16 protein-coding genes are annotated in these 19,548 nt (G+C 59.9%); 6 read left to right on the forward strand and 10 right to left on the reverse strand.

Annotated features, from left to right (window positions below; translation table 11 throughout):
* Positions 1–13: 13 nt before the first annotated feature.
* Together ACLKMW_RS09715 and ACLKMW_RS09720 are read right to left on the reverse strand one after the other, a co-directional pair.
* Positions 14–2,728, reverse strand: a complete 2,715-nt coding sequence (locus tag ACLKMW_RS09715) for an ABC transporter transmembrane domain-containing protein (protein ID WP_415724251.1) — start codon at positions 2,726–2,728, stop codon at positions 14–16.
* 14 nt (positions 2,729–2,742) lie between these two features.
* Positions 2,743–3,321: a hypothetical protein gene (locus ACLKMW_RS09720; protein WP_415724292.1), complete on the reverse strand. Its 579-nt coding sequence runs from the start codon at positions 3,319–3,321 to the stop codon at positions 2,743–2,745.
* Positions 3,322–3,366: 45 nt separating this feature from the next.
* Between ACLKMW_RS09720 and ACLKMW_RS09725 the strand changes: the two genes are divergently transcribed.
* Complete coding sequence (locus ACLKMW_RS09725) at positions 3,367–4,041, forward strand: methyltransferase domain-containing protein (protein ID WP_415724252.1); 675 nt, start codon at positions 3,367–3,369, stop codon at positions 4,039–4,041.
* 17 nt (positions 4,042–4,058) lie between these two features.
* On the opposite strand, the gene ACLKMW_RS09730 is transcribed toward ACLKMW_RS09725, so the two are convergent.
* The 6 genes from ACLKMW_RS09730 to ACLKMW_RS09755 all read right to left on the reverse strand — a co-directional run bounded on the left by ACLKMW_RS09730 (position 4,059) and on the right by ACLKMW_RS09755 (position 12,736).
* Positions 4,059–5,201, reverse strand: coding sequence for a glycosyltransferase family protein (locus tag ACLKMW_RS09730; protein WP_415724253.1), 1,143 nt, complete (start codon positions 5,199–5,201; stop codon positions 4,059–4,061).
* Positions 5,198–6,445, reverse strand: coding sequence for a glycosyltransferase family 4 protein (locus tag ACLKMW_RS09735; RefSeq protein ID WP_415724254.1), 1,248 nt, complete (start codon positions 6,443–6,445; stop codon positions 5,198–5,200). Before ACLKMW_RS09735 ends, ACLKMW_RS09730 begins: the two co-directional genes overlap by 4 nt.
* Positions 6,446–6,448: 3 nt before the next feature.
* Positions 6,449–7,663 (reverse strand): glycosyltransferase family protein, encoded by a 1,215-nt coding sequence (locus ACLKMW_RS09740; protein ID WP_415724255.1) that lies wholly within the window; start codon positions 7,661–7,663, stop codon positions 6,449–6,451.
* A 602-nt stretch (positions 7,664–8,265) separates the two neighbouring features.
* Entirely contained in the window at positions 8,266–9,675 is a 1,410-nt protein-coding gene (locus ACLKMW_RS09745) for a hypothetical protein (RefSeq protein WP_415724256.1), read from the reverse strand.
* A gap of 407 nt (positions 9,676–10,082) precedes the next feature.
* Positions 10,083–12,065 carry a relaxase/mobilization nuclease domain-containing protein gene (locus ACLKMW_RS09750; protein ID WP_415724257.1) on the reverse strand — a complete coding sequence of 661 codons (1,983 nt, stop codon included), beginning with the start codon at positions 12,063–12,065 and terminating at the stop codon, positions 10,083–10,085.
* Positions 12,066–12,448: 383 nt separating this feature from the next.
* Positions 12,449–12,736, reverse strand: coding sequence for a plasmid mobilization relaxosome protein MobC (locus ACLKMW_RS09755; protein ID WP_415724258.1), 288 nt, complete (start codon positions 12,734–12,736; stop codon positions 12,449–12,451).
* 330 nt (positions 12,737–13,066) lie between these two features.
* On the opposite strand from ACLKMW_RS09755, the gene ACLKMW_RS09760 reads away from it, so the two are divergent.
* Positions 13,067–13,225 carry a P-loop NTPase family protein gene (locus tag ACLKMW_RS09760; RefSeq protein WP_415724259.1) on the forward strand — a complete coding sequence of 53 codons (159 nt, stop codon included), beginning with the start codon at positions 13,067–13,069 and terminating at the stop codon, positions 13,223–13,225.
* 483 nt (positions 13,226–13,708) lie between these two features.
* On the forward strand, positions 13,709–14,212 hold the full coding sequence (locus ACLKMW_RS09765) for a helix-turn-helix domain-containing protein (RefSeq protein ID WP_415724260.1): 504 nt from the start codon (positions 13,709–13,711) through the stop codon (positions 14,210–14,212).
* A gap of 357 nt (positions 14,213–14,569) precedes the next feature.
* On the opposite strand, the gene ACLKMW_RS09770 is transcribed toward ACLKMW_RS09765, so the two are convergent.
* Entirely contained in the window at positions 14,570–14,977 is a 408-nt protein-coding gene (locus tag ACLKMW_RS09770) for a WGR domain-containing protein (protein ID WP_415724261.1), read from the reverse strand.
* Between the two features lie 161 nt (positions 14,978–15,138).
* On the reverse strand, positions 15,139–15,462 hold the full coding sequence (locus ACLKMW_RS09775) for a DUF736 domain-containing protein (RefSeq protein ID WP_415724262.1): 324 nt from the start codon (positions 15,460–15,462) through the stop codon (positions 15,139–15,141).
* A 999-nt stretch (positions 15,463–16,461) separates the two neighbouring features.
* Between ACLKMW_RS09775 and ACLKMW_RS09780 the strand changes: the two genes are divergently transcribed.
* The 3 genes from ACLKMW_RS09780 to ACLKMW_RS09790 all read left to right on the forward strand — a co-directional run bounded on the left by ACLKMW_RS09780 (position 16,462) and on the right by ACLKMW_RS09790 (position 17,985).
* Positions 16,462–16,656, forward strand: coding sequence for a hypothetical protein (locus ACLKMW_RS09780; protein WP_415724263.1), 195 nt, complete (start codon positions 16,462–16,464; stop codon positions 16,654–16,656).
* Between the two features lie 97 nt (positions 16,657–16,753).
* Positions 16,754–17,233, forward strand: a complete 480-nt coding sequence (locus tag ACLKMW_RS09785) for a Ros/MucR family transcriptional regulator (protein ID WP_415724264.1) — start codon at positions 16,754–16,756, stop codon at positions 17,231–17,233.
* A 254-nt stretch (positions 17,234–17,487) separates the two neighbouring features.
* Positions 17,488–17,985 carry a DUF4142 domain-containing protein gene (locus ACLKMW_RS09790; RefSeq protein ID WP_415724265.1) on the forward strand — a complete coding sequence of 166 codons (498 nt, stop codon included), beginning with the start codon at positions 17,488–17,490 and terminating at the stop codon, positions 17,983–17,985.
* Positions 17,986–19,548 lie beyond the last annotated feature (1,563 nt).

Genomic DNA, 19,548 nt, shown 5'->3' on the forward strand with positions numbered 1-19,548 from the left:
GTTGTCGGAGCTGCTATGACAGCAGCTCCTTAAAGATACCGCTTCCGTTCACAAGTGTCTCGTGCGTTCCGTCCTGCACCAATTTGCCCGCGTCGAAGACGACGACACGGTCGAACATCGCCGCCATGGCCGGGTGCGCGAGGACCCAGATGATGGCCGGCTCCTGGCCGTCACGGCGCGCCTCCTCAAGAACGTTGCGCAGCACCTGGTCCTGCGCGCGCTGGTCAAGAGCCGACAGGGGGCGGTTCAGGATGAGAAAATCGGCGCGTTTGAGCAGGGCGCGGGCAACGTCGAGCTTTTGACGCTGACCGCCAGGAAGACGCCTGCCGCCTGTCCCGACGTTGAAATCCAGCCCGACGTCCAGGACCTCGGCGTAAAGACCGAGCGAATCCAGAATCTCGTAAAGGATCGAGCGGATACGTTCCGGCGCCTCGGGATGGTTGTGGCCGACCCGTCCGAACAGCACATTGTCCATGAGGGTGGCATTGGTGATGTAGCGGCGCGGGTCATATCGCTCAATGGCATGCTCCAGCTCGCTTGGCAGGTTTTCGTAGAAGCGATTGCGCGCCTCGACGATCTTGCTCATCAGTTCCTCGTTCAGCAGACCGAAACGGTGACGGGGCTCGATATAGGCGAAACTCAATGTGACGATCAGCGCGCGATCGCTTTCGGAGACGGTTTCATATGGCCGGTCCTCGAGCTTTTGCGACAGGGCCTGATAGGCCGGTATTTCCTCCGCGCTCATGAAGGCAAGCTGCTGGAAGAAGGGATGATCGGGCGGCAGATCGCTGAACAGCTCGATCACCTGCCGGGCGATCTCCAGGCCCATTTCATAGAGCGTCCGGTCGAGCCCGGCTTCCTTTAGAACCGACGAGAAGTAGGGGTTGGCCGCAAGTGCGCCGTCGGCAAGCTGCGGGCCGGCCGGCGCGCCAAAGAGCAGGTTCTCACCGACGGTCGCTTCCTTGTTGTAGGCGCCGGGCTCGAAGGGAACAACCAGTCCTTTCAGGCTCTCATCCCGCAACCGCTTGCGCAAGGCGAGACGCAGTTCAACGATGCGTCCGACCAGCTCGCTGTGACGGGTCGCATCGACTGGCGAACGCAAGCCGAGATCCAGTATGTCGCGGGAAAGGATAACGGCATCGAGCACCCGGCGGATGGCAGGAAACAGATCGTGCGGACCTGTTGCGCCGGCCGCCGCATAGTCGATCCAGTCGCTGCGGAAGTCGAAGTGAGGGTTGCCGGCCCTGGCCGCCTCGTTGACATCCCAGCGGCGGCGGGTGGCCGCTTCGCCCTCATAGATAGCCTCTTTCAGCGGCGCGTGTTTGAGACCGTAGAGCAGGTTGTCGCGCAAGCTTCCCTGGGACAGGAACACGTCGGATGAGGCGTAGGATATGCGACGTCCCGTCACCGCCTCGGGCAATTCGAACAGGTCGGCATTGCCGATGACGATCTTGCCGGTTTGCGGTCGGCTAAGGCGGGCGAAAGCCTCGGCAAGCGCTTCGGCACCGCCCGTCGACGTGCTGACCAGCGCGACGGTCTCTCCCGGGTTGATGCGGAAGGAGACATGCTCCAGCACGGTGGCGCCGCCATCGTCGGCGAGCGACAGGTTCACGGCTGCCAGCGGCTCGCTCAGCGGCGTTGCCGGGTCCAACGTAATCGCCTGGATGCGCGGATCGACCATGCCATCGATGCTGAACTGCTCGACAACCTGGGCATATTTGACCTGAACGTCCTGGCGGATCTGATCCCAGTCGATCAGCTCCTTCATCGGCCCCGGGAGATCCTTGTAGGCGGTGATGACGGCCACCAGTTGGCCGACGTCGAGCCGCCCCCGCAGGACCAGATAGCCGCCGATCATGTAGAACAGGAAGGGCGTGACCTGGGCGAGAAAATTGTTGAGGAATTTTACCAGGAACTTCCACTGGTAGAGATCGTAGCGGATCTTGAAGATGTGGCCGAGCCTGGCGGCGATGTCGGCGCGTTCGTAGTTGGACGTGTCGTGAATGTGGATGGCGCCAATGCCATCGACGATCTCGCCCACCCGGCCGGAAAGGGCGCGCGCGGTGAGCTGCCGTTCGCGTCCCAGCCGCAGCAGCCGCTTGCGCATTTTCGGGATGATGATGATCTGGATGGTGACGATCGCGACCGAAATCAGCCCCAGCCAGAAATTCTGGACCATGATGAACAGCATGGCCGTCAGTGCCTGGCCCCCGAGCAGTGCGGGCTGCACGAATGCGTCGCCGATGAAGCCGCCAAGCGGCTCGACTTCGTCCTTGACCATGGTGGCGATTTCAGCTGATTTTACCCGCTTGAACTGATGCGGTGGGAAGCGAAGCACCCGGTCGACAAGGTGAAAGCGGATACGCCGCAACATGCGCTCGCCGAGGCGGCCCTTGTAGGTGTTTATGTAGAACTTGAATAAGCCGTTGACGATCACCAGCAGCAGAAAGACGAGGCTGAGCGCGAGCAATGTCTGTTCCCGGTCGAGCTGCAGGCCGGGAAACAGCACGACCTTTTCCATGCCCGGCAGATCGAACTCGATGTTCATGAAAGGCTTCGTGTCGCCGGGCGAATCAAAACCCTCGCCCTGGATAGGGCCGTTGACGATTAGCTTGGGCAGGTCGAAGGACAGGAAATAAGGGATCATCGAGATCGCCACGATCAAGAGGATCCAAAGCTGCTGTTTCCTGGTGTGGGTCCAGATGTAGCGGGCGAGGCTCTTTTCCATGGACCGAGACCCGCTCACTCGGATGGATGCAGAACGTAAAACAGCCTCTTGGCAAAGGGCGAACCGGAAATTGCCTCGTCGCTGAGAACATACTCGAAACTGCAATGAATCTTCACCGTCGGACGGCTGACGATGGCAGGAACCTGCGAGGAGGCGCGCTCGAGCTCCGGCGGATATTCGATCACCACCACGCGGGCATTGTCGATCAACGAAAAAAGCAGTTGGCCGAGCGGTTCGCTTCTGCCGAAAGGCTTCAATGAGTATCCAAGCAGGACCAGGCCGTAGCTGCGCGACTCGTAGTCATAGGCAACGTCCTGAAACTTCCGCGGAATGTGGCGAACCCGGCAGGGATGGCCGTTGAGCTCTTCCGCTTCAAAAGCCGCCGTTTTCGGGTCAACGGAAAGGACCGACAATGGCCGGTGTGTCAGAAAGCCGGTGATCGGCCTGATGTGCCCGCCTATCTCCACGACGTGAGGGCATTCGCGCACGAAATGCGCCGCGACAACCTGGCGAATTGCCGAGGCCGGCCCTGAAAGATGTGGCAGGTCGTCCCCAGGCGATGGCGAAAAAGCCTCAAGCACAATCAAATCCATCAAGCGAGATTTGCGCTGCCCCAATTCCCAACATACAACAAGCGCATGATCGAGGCTACCCAGCTACAGAGAGCCAAGGCGGATTGGCGCGAGCGCGCCTTCGATCTCACGCGCGGCATTGCCGCCTATGTCCGAAATCCGCTCGTCGGCGGGCTGGCCCGCGTCATTGCCAAGCATCCCGATGCCGACATCGCCACAGCTTTCAATCACAAGCAGGTGGCCTGCAAGATGTGGGCGCGCGACAGTCTGCTGGAAAGTTATGGTGGCCAATTCGGGCGCATATGGGTTCTCGGCGGCTGGTACGGCGTACTGCCGGCAATGCTCTTCGATGATGCGCGCTTCGACATCGGTGGGATCGACAGCATCGACATCGACCCTGACGTAGCCGCAATCGCCGAGACGCTGAACGTGGCGGCGGGCAACCGGTTTCGCGCACTAACCGCTGATATGTACACACTCGATTATGCCGCCGGCCGACCCGATCTGGTGATCAATACAAGCTGCGAGCACATAAAGGATATTCGCCGCTGGCTGAATTCACTGCCGGAGGGCACCCGGGTGCTGCTTCAGTCGAACAACTATTTCAGCGAGCCGTCGCATATCAATTGTGTGGACTCGCTCGACGCCTTTCAGGGCATGGCCCAGCTGCGGAACGTGCGGTTCGCCGGCGAACTGCCGACAAAAAACTACACGCGATTCATGCTGATCGGGACGGTTTAGCCGTCCCGGTGTGAATCTCAGCACAGCCTGCTGCTCCACTTATCGCGCAGGATCTGCGCCGAACGGTGAGCCCCATCGAGATCGAGACCATGCGCCGGGCGCGACGTGGCGGAAGCGGCGCGTGCGATCGTTGTGGCCAAGCCCTGAGCGGTCAAGTCCTGTTCAAACAAAACCGTGGCCAATCCCAGCCTTTCGAGCCGCAAGGCGCGAGCCGTCTGCTCGGTCTCGCCGCCTTCCGCGAAGGGAATGAGGAGCGCCCGGCAGCCGGCGCGCAGGACATCGCAAACCGTATTATAGCCCGCCTGCGACACGGAGATCCCTGCCCCGGTCAGCAGACTGGCGAAATCCGGACGAAACCTGAACACGGACAGCCCGGGCGGCGCGTCCGCGACGGCCGCGTCGAATTCGGCTTGCGGCAGATTCGGGCCAGTGATCAGGCACCAGTTTCGGTCGTCGGCGGACATTTTTGCAGCAGCTACGGTGCACCGTACCAGGTCGACGCCGGCAGCACCGCCACCGGCCGAAACCAGCACATCGTAACGTTGCGCAGCCACATCCGGCGGCGGAGCGGCGACTAGACCAGTATAGGCGATCTCGGTTTCAATCGAACCCGATTGCGGAAAGGTCTGCTCCAGCCTGGCGAAGCTCGGATCGCCATGCACCATGACGAGATCGAAATGCCGGTTGAGCAGATCGATGGTTTCCTCATCTCGTCCCGGCTTGACATGTTCCTGCAAGATGTCGCGTATCGAGGTCACCAGAAGCGGTTTCGGCGATGTGGCCTGAATCGCATCAAGCAGCGGCAGAAGCTCGAAACGCATCTGCCGGCGGCCGAAGGGGAAAGCCTCGATGACGACGATATCGGGCCGGCAGTTGCGGTATGCCTGCAGCAGCGTTTCCAATCGCCGTTGCTTGAAGGCGTCATCCACGGGATTGCCCTGCAGGTCCACCAGTGCGGAAAAGCCCTCGCCGCTGGTGACCGGCCGCAATGCGACCGTGCTGACCGCTAACCCCGGAAATCCGGAAATTGGCGGACCGCCCGTCACCACCGTCACATCGAAACCGTCCTCCGCCAGAGCGGCCGCAATGCGGCTGGCGCGCGCGAGATGTCCTATGCCGAGCAAATGCTGGACGTAAAAGAATACACGAAGTGGCATCATCCAGCCGCCCGCCACTCCCGTTCAAACAACTCGGTAAGCTGGCCGATGCTCGACATGTGATCGAACTGGCTGCGGACCCGTCGTTCGGCGGCATCGCCGAGGCGGACGCGCAGCGCAGGATCACGGATCGCCCGCTCGAGCGCTAACGCCAGCGCCGCCGGGTCGTTCGGGGCTACGAGCAGCCCGTTCACATTGTCGTCCAGCAGCTCCGGCACGCCTGAAACATTGGTTGACACGCAAGCAAGCCGCTGGCTTGCGGCCTCGACCAGCACATTGGGCAGACCGTCCCGATCGCCGTCGGCGGCAATGCGGCAGGCCAAGGCGAAGATGTCGGCGTGACGGTAGTGCTGCAGCACCTCTTCCTGCGCCAGCGCGCCTTGCCATGAGATGCGCGCGGCAAGCCCTAGCTTCTCGGCGAGTGCCTTGAGCCGAGGCAGTTGCTCGCCGCCTCCGATATGCTCGAAATGCCATGCCAGATCGCCGGGCAACAGAGCGAGCGCCTGTAGAAGAATATCAAAGCCCTTCTTTTCGACAGCGCGGCCGACGCTGAGCACGATGACGGGATCGTCCGGGCGTGAACCGTCGCGTTGAGTGCTCATCCGGTCGAAATTGCCGAAACGGCTCAAATCCAGACCGTGATAGCTCAGATGCACCGACGAGCGGCCTTTCGCCAGGCTTTGCAGATGGTGGAAGCCGGTCCTCGTGCAGGTCACGGTCCAGCGGGCGGAGGAAAGCTTGTCCGCCAGATCCCAGTCGGCCGAGGTCCAGATATCCTTGGCATGGGCCGAACAGGTCCATGGCAGGCCGCGAAGCAGGCTCGTATAGCGGGTTACCGATGCCGGCGTATGCAGGAAATGTGCGTGCAGCCAGTCGGCGCCTTCGGGCCATTCGCTCGCCAGAACGAGCGCCTGTCCAAAGCGGCGGAGGCGGTTTCGTGTGCAGTCGCGGCGAAGGTCGGCCACAAGCGATTTGAGCGCGCGCCAGAAGCCCGCGCGCCGAAGACAGGCAAGCAGAGAGCGCGTCACCCGCAAAGGCTCATGATGCAAATATTCCGGCAGGTAATGGACCGGCGCCTTGATCTCGTCATGCACCGGATGGCGTTTACCGTCGGTCGGTTTCCTGAGGGCGACGATGACAAGTTCGATTCCCGCCCGCTCCAGCCCGAACAGTTCCTGCGCAATGAAGGTTTCCGAGAGCCGGGGATAGCCCTTCAGGACGACGACGATCTTGCGTCGATAGGCCACGCCTCAACCAATGCCCTCAATGACCGAGAAGTAGCGGCGCGATCGCTGGTCAAGCCAATCGCCGACGATTGTGGAAATATGGACCAGGCCTTCAAGCCTGAGATCAGGATTGCTCTGTGAAGGTCGCGGCCGCAGTGGCAGCGCCTTCAGGGCGGCGGCAAAGCGCAGCGCGTCCTCGGTCTCCTCCGGCAACAGCATGTCGACAAGGCCGAGTTCGGCCGCCCGGCGAGCCCTGATCAACTGCTCCTCGCGCGGCTTCACGCGCGGCACGATCAGCGCCGGCTTGTCGAAGGACAGGATCTCGCAATAGGTATTGTAGCCACCCATGGCCACCACGGCGCTGGCACCGGCGATTAATTCTTCCATTCTGTTGTCGAATTCGATGATCTTTATGTAGGGGATGCTCGCGCCCTTGCTGATCAGCCTGCGGCGCTTTCTAGCCGGCATGTATGGCCCAAGCACGATCAGCGCGTTGTGCTTCAGCGTCTTGTCCTGCTGATAGGCGTGGATCACGGAATGGATCAGGTCCGCGCCGTCTCCGCCGCCCCCTGTGGTGACGAGCAGATAAGCGCCCTCCGGGCGATGGCCGGGCAGTTCCTCATGTGACAGCTTTCTTTGCAAGAAGCCGACGAACTTCATCCTTGCCCTGGTGGCGGCGGGCACATTCAGGCCGGACAGCGGATCGTAGAAGTCCGGCGGCCCATAGGCCCAGATCATGTCGTAGAACAGGCCGATCTTCCGTATTACGTCCTTGCGCCGCCACTCTTCCTCAAGCAGATGCGGCGCATCCATCACCTCACGCAGGCCGAGAACCAGCGTCGTGCCCTGCGTTTTCAAATAGGACAGCGTATCCTCAATCTCGCCCCTGAGGCCGAGCGGCTCCTTGTCTACAATGAAGATATCAGGCTGGAAGGTCTCCGCCGTCTGGCGAATGATCGCCTGTCGCATCTTCAGGGTGTCGATCAGGCTGATATGCCGTTCAAGAGGAGTATATTCGCCATTGCGCAGCTTGATGATGCTCGGAATCTTAACAAAATCGACACGCGCCCGATAGTCGAACGCGCCGGCAATGGTGGCACCGGAAATAATGAGAATCTGCAGCCCGCGATAATCTTCTACCAGCGAATGCGCGATCGTGCGGCATCGCTGAAGATGCCCGAGCCCAAAGGTATCGTGACTGTACATGAGGATTCGAGCGTCTTCGAAGCGCTGGATCATTGCCGAATCTCTTTGGCGATTCTCACCTTCGAGTTCGGCAGGCGAGAGCCTTTCAGGGTCATCCGGAAACGGTTCTGTTGGTGCGGTGGGGTGGCGGTCCGCCAGGAGAGCGGTGCCGAACGATGTGGGCCATCGGCAGAAGCCGACTGACACCGGGGGTTCCCGTCAGCGGCAGATCCTGCGGACCGGTTGACTTCAGACGCAATTCTTGCGGCTTCGGATTTGGCCAGATCCTCGGTAGGACCGGCGCCGAACTCTTTGACCTTGATCCCGAATTCCCGCCGGTAGAACACGTCAGGATAACCCTGATAGGCCGTAGCTAGCCGGATTTGGAGACTGAAGCTATGGGATGGACGCAGAAGATGCCGGCCAAAGGGGACCGCCCTTGTTGGGATAAAGCACTTTTTGCCCACTTGGATGACCCGATCCTTGGTGTTGAGAGGATAGGCGAGATAAGTGCCTTCGATCAACTCGAATCTGGATCGCGCATAGGCAACTTTGTCTTTAGAGAACCGTCATCATGCCGAACTGACCGGCACCATTCTTGCTTTCGTCGGTATTCCAGGCGATTAGCCGGTAGCTGGCGGGCACTGAGCCACCTGTCACCTCCCGTCGGGTCCAGAGCTCGCGCGATCGTCACCGTGGCAGGCTTGCGACAGTTTCCGCCACCTTGCGTTTTCGCTGATCAACACAAGGTTTTGGGTTACCTCGGCAAGCGTTCGCTCGCGATAGTGACGACGTAGCTCCGAAAGCATCTCTCCTGCGGGCATGCTGGCCAGCTGTTCGCCAACTGAGCCGGGCTCATTGATGACGCGCATGCCCCATCCATTTTCTCGCCTTCTCAAGTCTGTCGCAAGATCGCGTTCCTCGGGCGAATTTGCGTCCAACGTAGCCGCCAGCACAGATTGGAAAAGCGGGACATAACCAATTTGCCGTAACCCGCCCAAAACTCTCACTCGGGGCAAGATGGCCAGGGTCAGGAACAGCAAAAACAGGTTCGGCACCAGAATGCCGTTCAGCAGCGCATCTCTAAGGTGAGCCCGGTCGAGAGGAACCGATAAGCCATTCGGCTTGTCCGGTTCTATCAGCCGACCCTTTTCGACAGCTAGCTTGCGTATGCGTCGGTCACGAAGACCCCAAAAGTGGAGTGTTCCACTAGGAAGAAAACTGCCGAACGGCCCAGAGGAGGCGCTCTGCAAAGCCATTTCGAGGCGAAGACGTCTGTGGGGATTGGTAAGCAGCTTTGACGGAATACTATCCTCGTCGTCGAGATGCCGCGCCAAAGCGAGTGCGGCGAGCCGGTCATCAATGAATATGGGCCGCGTTGCCGCCGAGCGATCCCATTCGGATGCCAAATCGGAATTGAGTGCCGCCAATGCGTCTGCAGCGTGTTCGAAGACCTCGCCCTTCCGCTCAAGGAGGACATTGAGCCAACGGGTGCCGTCCACTGCATCACCCACTGCCTCAAGTGCTCGCCGGTTCAGCGACACAGGTCCGGACGCACAAACGCTCTGTCGGGATAATTTATGACGTCCAAGTCCAAACAGATTGATCTTTTCACCACCTACGCTGAGCCACCCCGGTCCCTCTCGACCGATGGTTTCCAGCGTCACGGTGGTTCCCGAAAAGACAAACAGAGTGGACAAGCGGTTCTCGACGGCTCCCAGCCAGCCGAGAAAGAAAGCGTCGAACGTAATTCTATCCAGCAGGAGCTGGCAGTGAAGCCCGGTCTGGATCACCGCCGTTCGGTCGAATTCACAGAGTGCCGCTCGAAGGCTTTCTGGTGGAATATGCGGGTGCAACCAGTCTCGGAGCGCCTCCCGCAGGATCAATCGTGCCTTGGTTCCTAAGCGGGACGTGGGCGCATGGGTTGGACGCCAGAGATGACGGGCATAGTCGGAAACCGGTGCATGCAAGTGTGCACTGATGTCGCGAGCCACCTCCGGGCAAAGTCGCAACAGCACTGCCAGCACTTCAGGGGGCGGCGTGACGGTTCCAGCCTGCTCGTCCATCAAGTGGAACATACTCCAAAGTTAAAGCAATCGCGATGGTCTGGGTGCTGCGGACAGTACCCCATCTCACGTGAACATCATGGACATTTCGAACAGTCTAAGGTGTTTCGCACCGAAGGAACGAAAGCGGGTATCGCAAATCCTGAACGCGACTGAGGGCATGATCTATTCAGCACTGCACGGTGATCGGAAGCGATTATTGAGGGATCGCTGACAATCGGACCGCGCTCAAGTGATCGGGGCAGGTGACACTGTCGCTAGAGTTCAGACAGCCAACCCTCAATGATACCGAGCTCTCCGGCCAAAGCAGATCAGAGGAGCAATGATCGCGACGCAATAATGGTGAGCGATATGGAACCACACGGGACGTTTGTCCGACGCATCAGGGCAGTGGAAGCGGCTTATCCTCACCGTTCGCGGTCGTCGCGATCGCGATTTTGACCTTCTGCGATCCGCTGTTGCGGCGAACCGGATCTGACAAGCTCTGTACCGAGAGCCGACTTTCCTCCGATCACTCTGTCGCCATGCTTGCCGCGCCGACCCGGAGCCATTGTCGCTTGCTGCTCGGCGAGATTATCCTGGTTTGCAATCGAGCGGACGACCTCGCGATATTGCTCTGAGGCGTACGCCGCTTGCATTCCCCCGCTAGCAACTTCATTCTGGCTGCTGGTGCCAGATCCCGTCAAATCGGACTCCCGATACGTGCGTGCCGCAGAATCATCACGCCTGTCCACGGCAGGGGACCGTTCCATCTGTTCTATCTTCCGCTGCGATTTCCGATCCGATTTCGGGACCTCGCCCACGTGCTGATTGTCGACGGCCATTTGTGCCGCCCGGTCGAGCCCCTCGCGATAGCCGCTGACCTCGACGCGGAGTTCATTAGCAGTCTCGACCGCCTGCAGTCCGAGCCGAGCAGCGGCTACCTCCCTCTGTGCATTAAGGTCTTCACGCCGAACTTGCCGGCTGGGCCACTTCTGACCGGTTCCCACGTTAGCCTGACGCTCGGTAAACTCGACATACTCGCGGCGAATGTGGACCACCTCGCGTGCCGCAGCTGCGATCTCGTCGAACTCGGCGCGACCGGATGGATCGAGCGTCTGTTCCACGGAGGCAAGTACCGCTTCGACGCGCTTTTCGTAGGCTTCGAACTCCGGACGCGTCATCGCTTGCATCTCTCCATCCTCATCCTGCACGAGTTGAGCCAACTCAATCATATTAGCGCAATTTTTAACACTGTCTTGGTCGATTGCCGCAAAAACTAGATCAGTTTGGTTGATCTCGGAGGCGCCTTCGATGCGTGCCTTGTGAAACATCGCAAATGCGCTTTCGCGCGTGCCGGGCTCCTCGTTTGCGAGATCGTGCCAGACCTGTGCCGCCGTTGACGCGTATTGCCTGCTGCGGTCGGAAGTTGCGAGGCTCATCTCGTTCGAGCGCTTTGCGTGATATCGGTTACGCGCAGCGGTGCTGGTGCCTTCATGCTCTGTCCGGCCGTGATAGCTGACGGGCCGAACCTGATTGCGGGTGTAGGCCGGTGCGCTGGCGAACTCACGGCGATCGGTCAACTCCATGTCGATGCCCTGCCCGCGTGCCTTCTCGGCCATCAAGGCACGCCAATTCCGGAACAGTTGCGGGCTAGTAACGATGCGCTCCCCCGTGTCCGAACGCATGGTTACAATGGCGTGGGCATGAATATGCGGCCGCCTGCCACCCTCTGCCATTTCCTTCGGATCCAGCGCCGGATCGTGAACGGCAAACACATAGCGATGCCCGGCAAACTGCTCGCCCAGGAATTCCCGGACGGCACCCTCGAATGCGGATGCGGCCGTGCCGGCCCGCGCCGAGACGATCAAATGCATAACGTCCCTGCCCTTACGGCTGTGCAGTTCCTTGCGCCATTCCTTCTGGACAAGATCGCCGGCCTGCTTTGCGCTTTCGATCACTCGGCCGGTTTCGTCTCGTACTTCAGCGTTGGTTCCCGCGATCAGTTCCTTAACACGCGCGGTGCCCCATTCCACACCGTTGCCGTAACGGTGAAACCGGAATCGCGCCTCAACCTTCCGGTCGTAATCGAGGTCGTCATAACGTCGTTGAACGATTTCAGCGGCTCTCCAATCGCCGGTCAACCGTTCGCCGATCCTATCGCGCAGAACGAGGACACCGCTCACATTGAGCTCATCAGACGATCGCTCCTGAACGGTATAGACGAACCGTCGATCGCCAAATCCGGACCGCAAGATCTCGCGAAGCCAGTCGTCCTGATCGACGTCACTGCGCGGTGAGGCTGCCTCGACTGAGACATGAAACACCCCGAGATCCCGACTGGCGGACCGATTGTCGAAGAGATGTTCCCACCCCGCTCGTTGTTCGGCGAGCGCGCCTCCGCCGAGCACGCGCTCGCCACGCTCGTTCTCGACGGCAAGTTCCCCTCCCCGCGATGTGTAGTTCATCATCGGGGCCGCACGCCGGCCACCGCCGTAGGAGGCAAGTTTAACCACCGCCGGCTGGCTCCCGCGCGAAAGCGCGGCGAGCCGCGTCCACATCGAGCGTTCGGCCGCCGAGCCTCCACTACCACGCCCCCACCGCGACTGGCTCGCACCGCCGCTCCGCCGGATGCTACCAAAGCTTGAAAGACTCTCATCCGCCAGCCTCGCCACCCCTCCCCTTGGCGGCTCATCCCAATCGATCTGGTCGAGCTGTCCCTTCTGCATCTCGTTCAGCAGCATGGCCCGACGGCGCTTCCAATCCTGCTCGAATGCGCCGGGAAGAAACTTCATCAGGCGCCCTCCCTGCGTCGGAGCGCAGCCGAACGTCTGGTCGATGCGGTGAGTTCATCAGCCGCAGTCGCGGCAACGATATGCGCGTTCTTGATTGCGCCTGAGAGATCTTCCTCAACCGGGCCCCTGGCGGTTTCGATGGCACGCGCGATCCGGTCGCAATTCTTGCCGATCGCATGCATGCGATCGGCAAGCAGGCGGAGTACGCCACGGCCTCCCTCCCTAAGGACGGGCCCTACACCGATCCTGTCCACGGAAAGCGATCGCACGAAAGCCGAAACCGTCATCTCGGATGCTCTCGCAGCCGCTTCCAGGGCATCAAATTCGAGAGTCCAGAAACGGATATGCGCCACCCTATCGAAGTTTCCGAACAGTTACGAGCCATGGCGGCTTTGGCTCCAAGATCATAGTGGTTGCGGCCGCAGGCCGCGGATCGAGGGCTTGTCCCGCGATCGTCAGGAAAAATGTATCACATTTTTCCGTATCCTGCCAATATCATTTTGGCATTGATCCAAGTGATATTGCACTAAAATGTACAATTCTCCACATCAATATGATCGTATTCTTCATGCTGGGGTCTGCGCCTAGGTGGAGACGGATTGAATGGAGATGAGCCGATGACCGCCGTAATCGCCGCCATCAACAGCAAGAGCGGAGCGAGCGAGACTACTGCACTGATGAACGTAGCCAGCGAATATGCCCGACGCGGTGGAAGTGTCGCCATGATCGACATGGACGCAACAAACTCAAGAAGAGTGGATAAAAAGAACGCTTAGCAAGAGGGAAGCGAGCGGTGCGGCCGCAAGACCATAAGACGGCTTCGAGGGGGGACAACGCCCGTGCGTTCAATCACGTGCTTACCGACACGCCGGGCAAAGACACGTCGATTGTCGATCGCGTGATCGCCTCACGACCGGTAAGTCGCACAGCGCGCTGCGGCAGATGAGGGGTGCGCGGATGAGGGACGAACCATCCGTGTACGCCCATCCGGACCGGGAGACCACGCTGCGGCTGAAGCTGGCTTCGTGCACATGGATATGTCCATGTGGGCCCTGATGGAAAAGGCCCAATCGACGGAATCTTGACGCGTATGGCTATTGAAGAAAGCCCGATCGAGGGGCGAGTAGAACTTGAGGGCGAATCCCTGCTAGGAACACCTATCGATTTGAGCAGAATCTGTGCATCGAGGACGGTTCAGTGGCATTTTTTCGACACCACTTTGACCGGATCTGGCAACGAGAACAGGACGCGTCATCCGGATGGCGATCAAGGACATCCAGACATACATAGAGAAGCACGGTCTTGTCGAAACCGACGATTCCGAAGTCGAGAAACCGATCTATCGTAAGCCGGGTTTTGAGGGCGTCCGCAGCCTGTTGGCCCTAGAGGAAGAGTTGAGCCGTTACCTGCGCGAGCGACGCGATGCGCAGAACCTGAACCGCGAGCAGGTCGGCATGATGGTCGGGCTCCATCCCGAAATTTATGCGCGGCATGAGCGGGCCGGAGCCAAGCTCAGGGTGACCCGGCTGCTCCATCTTGCCGAACTGCTGGATTTTTCACCGATTGAAGCGATCTACGCGGTGGCCCCGCAGTTTTTCGGGGGGAGCACGCAGGAGGCCGAGGTCAAGTTCAAGCTCGTGATGCGAATGCTGAACTTGCCGGCGGCGACGGCTGAGAATCTTCTTATGCTGGTTGAGGGATTGTCGTCCGGTGGCGGCGAAGACCACGGGCCCAGGCAGGCAGAGAAGAAGCGCCGACGCTGACGGCTAAGCGAGAACGGCACCGCAACCCGAATGAGCCCGTCTCCGCGGTAGATCCCTCGCTGGCCCGCCGACCGTTGCCGCGAGCCTTAAGCAGGGGTCGGCTGCCTTCGTGGCAAACGGGATGTCAGGGTGCAGCCGGTGAAAGCACCATGCTGCCTCGGCTTGCTGCTCCGAATAGCAGAAGCTCAACGCCGACTTTCGTTGCCGCCGACAAAGCCAAGAAGGAGACCGCTGCCAAATGATGCCTGCTGCCACGCTTCTACGACCTCTGCGGTCGGTGTAGTTGCGGAATCGACTGACCCTCAGCGACCAACGATCCGACGTGATCCACCATTTTTCCGATGATGTCGGTCGAACCTAACCCGCCGTGCCTGGCGCATCGCTATAGCCGCGCCGCCGTTTGGCGTGCTCCAGTGCAAGGCGTGCGGCTTGCGCATCCTGCGCAGTCGCGTAGAGGTCGATGCGCATTCGACCCGGCCGGCCAATTCTCCCCCACTCCCGCACGACGCAGATGTCGCCAAACAGGCTCGGCGTTGCCGACAGGCGATAGAACCGCGCCATGTTCCGGTTGCTGTCTCGTCGATGGAGGTGGGTCACATAATCCTCTTGCATGACGTGATTGTCGCAAACCAGGCCGGTTCGGTCCAACGAGTTCGATGAATCGATCCGGTCCAATCGATTCCAGTCGCTGATAGGTTGAGGCAAGCCGCGCAGCGACGTCTTCGCACACTGGCATGAAGTCATAACCTTGAAGCGAGCCCGCATTCAGGTCGCTAAGTGTTTCAGCTTCGCGTCGTGCCGAGCCACAAGGCGACATCCTTCCCGCCGGGACCGGGGGCCGTCGATCGAGGCGGCGATGGTATAGGGACTCATGATTGTGTGGGACAGAAATGAGCCGGCCCCTCCCGGGACCGGCCCGTCGTAGTTCACTCCGGGTTGTTCCAGAGGATCACTTTCCTGTTCTCGTCGCCACCAGGTGCGGGAGCGAGGTTGCCAAAGATCACGCCGATCTCGGGCGCTTCGAGCTTGACTGAGAGCGTCTCCTTACCGGTGCGCTGCGAGGTTCGCCACCAGCCCGCACCGATCTCGAAGCCTGTGCGTTTGTTCACGATGCGGTAGTCGGGGGCGTCCTCGTGCGACTTGTTGGCGTTCGGAAGAACGCTGATCGGGGCGTTGACTCGCAGCGTGGCAAACACGCCCTCCATTGAGCCATCGGCCTTGGCGGTGAGGCTTGCGATCGTGGTGGCCATGGTAATTTCTCCTTCGATTGCATCGGGACCATTCCCGATGTCGGCGAAGGAGAGGGCCGTCGTGCTGCGGTCACTCGGCGCAAATTCTAGAAAATTCTATTTGCCGAAACGAGCGGGCCGCACTTTCCGGTGCCCGCCTGCGGGAACGAAAGTGTCTGGCCCGCAGCTAGAAACCAAAATCGAATTTTCCTGAATTTGCGCCGAGCGTACCTCCCGAAGGGGGGTTGACCGCATGAGGCAGGCGGTCCTCTACAAAGGCGACATGACCAGGGATTGGTCCGGATCTGAGCGAAGGCGATGCACATTAGGCTTTCCCGATCGGAGGCTTGCCGCCAGACGCCGTGATCGCCGGGTAAGCGACACCGAGCTCCGCGTCACTGCCATCATAGCTGTACCAGCAGGTCGCGAGCGGACGCCCCCTGGTTGCGTGGATCGCTCAACAAAGGGCCTGTATGGGATGGGTGGAGCGCCTCGCAGCGGACCGGGGAGGAACCGGCATACCGGGCGAGAAACGCTCCAACAGGCGGCGTCACCTTCGAAAACTCGTTTGCCCGCAAAGGCGCAGCAAGCGGTAAGCGACCTCTGCCAAGCCGCAGGGCTGGAGTTCATCCGGCAGACCGGCGGCACCGAGGCCGAACGCACGCGAGAACCATTCAACAGCGGCTTCGGCAACTCGAACACGTCACGTGATCCGCCGACGAATATCATCGTCAGCGTAGCTCTCCTTTCCCAACGACACGCCCCGGCCTGTCTTGGTTGGCCAACGCAACGCCGCTCGCCCGATCGTCAGACTTGAGTTATCCGCGAAAAAGGAACCGCTGCTGCCTTGTGAGGGCGGCGGGCACAGGACGAGTTCATCAAGGAAGTCAGTAACACGCCGACGATAGCCACCTGGCCAATCTCAGGACAACTTACATAAATCCACGCATAACAATTGACGGTTTGATCACCCTCACCCCGTAGGCAGCCAGGTTGCCGGCGCGTTTTTTGAGGACATCAATGATCAGTGATTTTTCCGCTGCTCGACTACATCTGGAGCAGGCTTCTCATCATCTCAGCGGCGATGACGAAGTGAGCGGTAGGGCTCGTGAAGCGCTCGACCTTTTGATCGCCGCTATGACCTGTGAGCAACTCAAGCGACCAACTGTATCGGCTAAAGTCCTGTATTTTCCGAAGTTGCAACGGAAATCATGACGATTCTTCTTTGATCAACTGGTAAAAATTTTTATGTAGCAATGCGGTCAGTTTTAAGTACAGTTCTTACGAAAGTCGATATTGCGAGGTATACGTGATGAATACTGCTGATGGCGAATCTACAGATCAAACTGACTGCTCGCTCCTGACCATTACGGCTAATATCGTATCTGCCTACGTATCGAACAATCCAGTCCCCGCCGCCGAACTTTCGGCGCTGATTGATCGCGTGAATGTCGCTCTGGTTAACTTGGCAGAGCCCGTTCGCCCTGCGGATCAACCGCGCACGCCGGCTATTTCGATAAGGAGATCGGTTGCGCATGACCACATCATTTGTCTGGAGGATGGAAAGAAGTTCAAGTCTTTGAAGCGGCACTTGATGGCTTTTCACAATATGTCTCCCGAGGAATATCGTGAGAGATGGAATTTGCCGCACGACTACCCGATTGTAGCCCCAGCGTATTCGGCCGGCAGGTCGGCCTTGGCGAAGAAAATGGGGCTAGGTCGCAAAGGGAAGGTGAAGCCGTCCAAATCGCGTGGTAGAGCGTCGAGGTCCCGCGACGCGACGAGCGCGTAAGCGTATTTGCTAGTCGACCCCTTCACGAAACCAACGACAGAAAGCCGCCGGTCCTATTCGGGATCGGCGGCCAAGGGTCAGGCAGGTTGGACAGATACGACTGAAACCTCAGAGCGCGGTTCCTGTTCCTTTGGTTAATCGCCAAGCCGCCGCTTCCCGAGAGATACCACTGGATTCTTTGCATCACGCCAGGAACAATGACGCCCGACATAGGTTGGACGCGCCGAACTTCCTTTCACCTGGTGGAGATCAGCATGACACTGACGAAAACAGTGCTTACGAGTGTCTTTGCGGTGGCGATCGGCTCAATAGCTTGGGCCCAATCCGCAACGATAACGGCACAGGACTTCGCGACGATGGCAGCTAGTTCCGACCTGCTGGAGATACGATCGAGCGAATTGGCGTTGCAGAAGGCGCAGAACGCCGACGTGAAAGCTTTCGCCCAAATGATGATCAAGGATCATGAGGAAGCTAGCAAGAACTTGATGGCAGCGGCGCAGGAAGATGGAGTTACGATCTCCGGGGAAATGACTGAGAAGCATGCCGCAGAACTGGAGAAATTGAATAACGCGGGCGAGTTTGACGGTGCGTATGTCGGTGCACAGGTGGCGGCGCATGAGGAGGCAGTCGGCTTGATGACCTCTTTTGCCGAGAACGGTGACTCGGCGGCGCTCAAGGCTCATGCGGCAAAGACGGCGCCGATCATTCAAATGCACCTCGAGCATGCTCAAAAGCTCGATGCGGCAATGTAAATGCCGTTTTACGTTGCAAAAACCCGCCGTCCCTGGTTGGAGACGGCGGGCCTGCTTCTTCAAGTTCGGACTAAATAGTCCGAGCGCCATAACGTCCACCGCTTATGCTTCGTTCCACCTGATCGCAATGCTTTCAGAAAAGCCGGCCGGCTCGGGAGGTGTGAGCTTGCAATCGAGCGGTCTCGTCAGGCGCAGCCACCCCTCTATACCGTGCAAACCCCGCCTTCGTCTTGGTGTCGTAGGAGTTCGCGCATAGGCCGGCTCATCCTCGCCACGCGCGAACGCCGCCCAATCACACCGTTTCGACGCTGCAGTAAGGCCCGCTCTTGTCGATGAAGCGGGCCATCACCTCGACTTGCCCGGCCACGTCGCGTCCAGGTCACTAGCTCGTTACACAGGGCGCTCCCGTGACGCCCCGAGAGATGCTCTCCAGAGCGGCCGTAGAATGATCATTCTCACCTGGTCAAGCAGCTTCCACCGTCCGGCCTGCGTCTTCGGATTGGCGATCGGGCCTTCCCTTGCCGATAAAACGCCCTTTGCACGAGCAACCTTCCGTTCCGAAGGAGAGAGCCGCCGGTGGCCCTCGAACCGGATCAGCGGTTCCTCGCGGTGGCCTTTCCGCCGCCCTCGACCTCGACAACGGCGAAAAGGCCCGCCACGGGATGGTCGAAGGCTTGGCTCCCGCTCGATGTCGCGCCGTGTCTGATCATCAAACATTGGCGCCTCCCACATGGGCGAGCAGCATCGCCGCTCCGGCCGGAACGGTTCTGTCCATGGCAGATGTTCTCCGATTTTAAGAAGCTGTTAAGGATGCGTGCAGGTCACCGCCAAAAGACCGCAATCGCGGTATGCGGGCCGAACCGCTGTGCTATTTCTAGGCCGGCTTGAGCTTGAACAATTCAGGTCCAGGGTCCGGCAGCTTCCCCCAACCACAACCCACTGCCGGACCCGTCAAAAATTTCCCAGTAGCAGTCTTGTCCCGATCTGGGACACCTCTAGATCAACTCTGTGCGGTGTCTCCGCCTGCACGGCCCGGCCGCCGACCCCCTCCGGCCACCCAACAGCCGGGCGTTCGAGGAAGGGCCTGATCGCGATCGGCGGCGATCAGGCCCGCTTCGGTTTGAGATAGTCCTAAGTGGGTAAACCCAATTGGCGGCGATGCTGATGGATGCACTGATGCTAATATTGGGGCGGCCCGAGTGGCCCACCACTCAGGTCCGGTCCGGCAACCGCCCAGGCAAACCCAGGCTGCCGGAGTCGCGCCAGCGACGTCCGGTCGTACCTCCTCGTCAAGCAGTTGCGGCCGGACCCGCCTATCCTTTGTTGAGCAAGCTTCGTAGCTCTCGCTAAAGTGGCAGGCTGCCTCTGTCCAAGGCGGCAGGGCCTGGCTGCTAAACCCATCCACAGCGCGGTGGTCAGGCCCGCTTCGTTGGGTCATCGTTGTGCTACGAAATTCAGCGCCGTCGCTCCCGCGGCGGCAGAGTCGGCTCTCGCCTAAGGTTCGACCCCTGCGACCGGACTTGCCTTAGCCGGCGGGATCTTAGGGCGTGGCGGGCGATTTGC

This window comes from Borborobacter xinjiangensis (assembly GCF_047739745.1).
In the GTDB taxonomy this organism is placed as follows: Bacteria; Pseudomonadota; Alphaproteobacteria; order Rhizobiales; family Rhizobiaceae; genus Pseudaminobacter.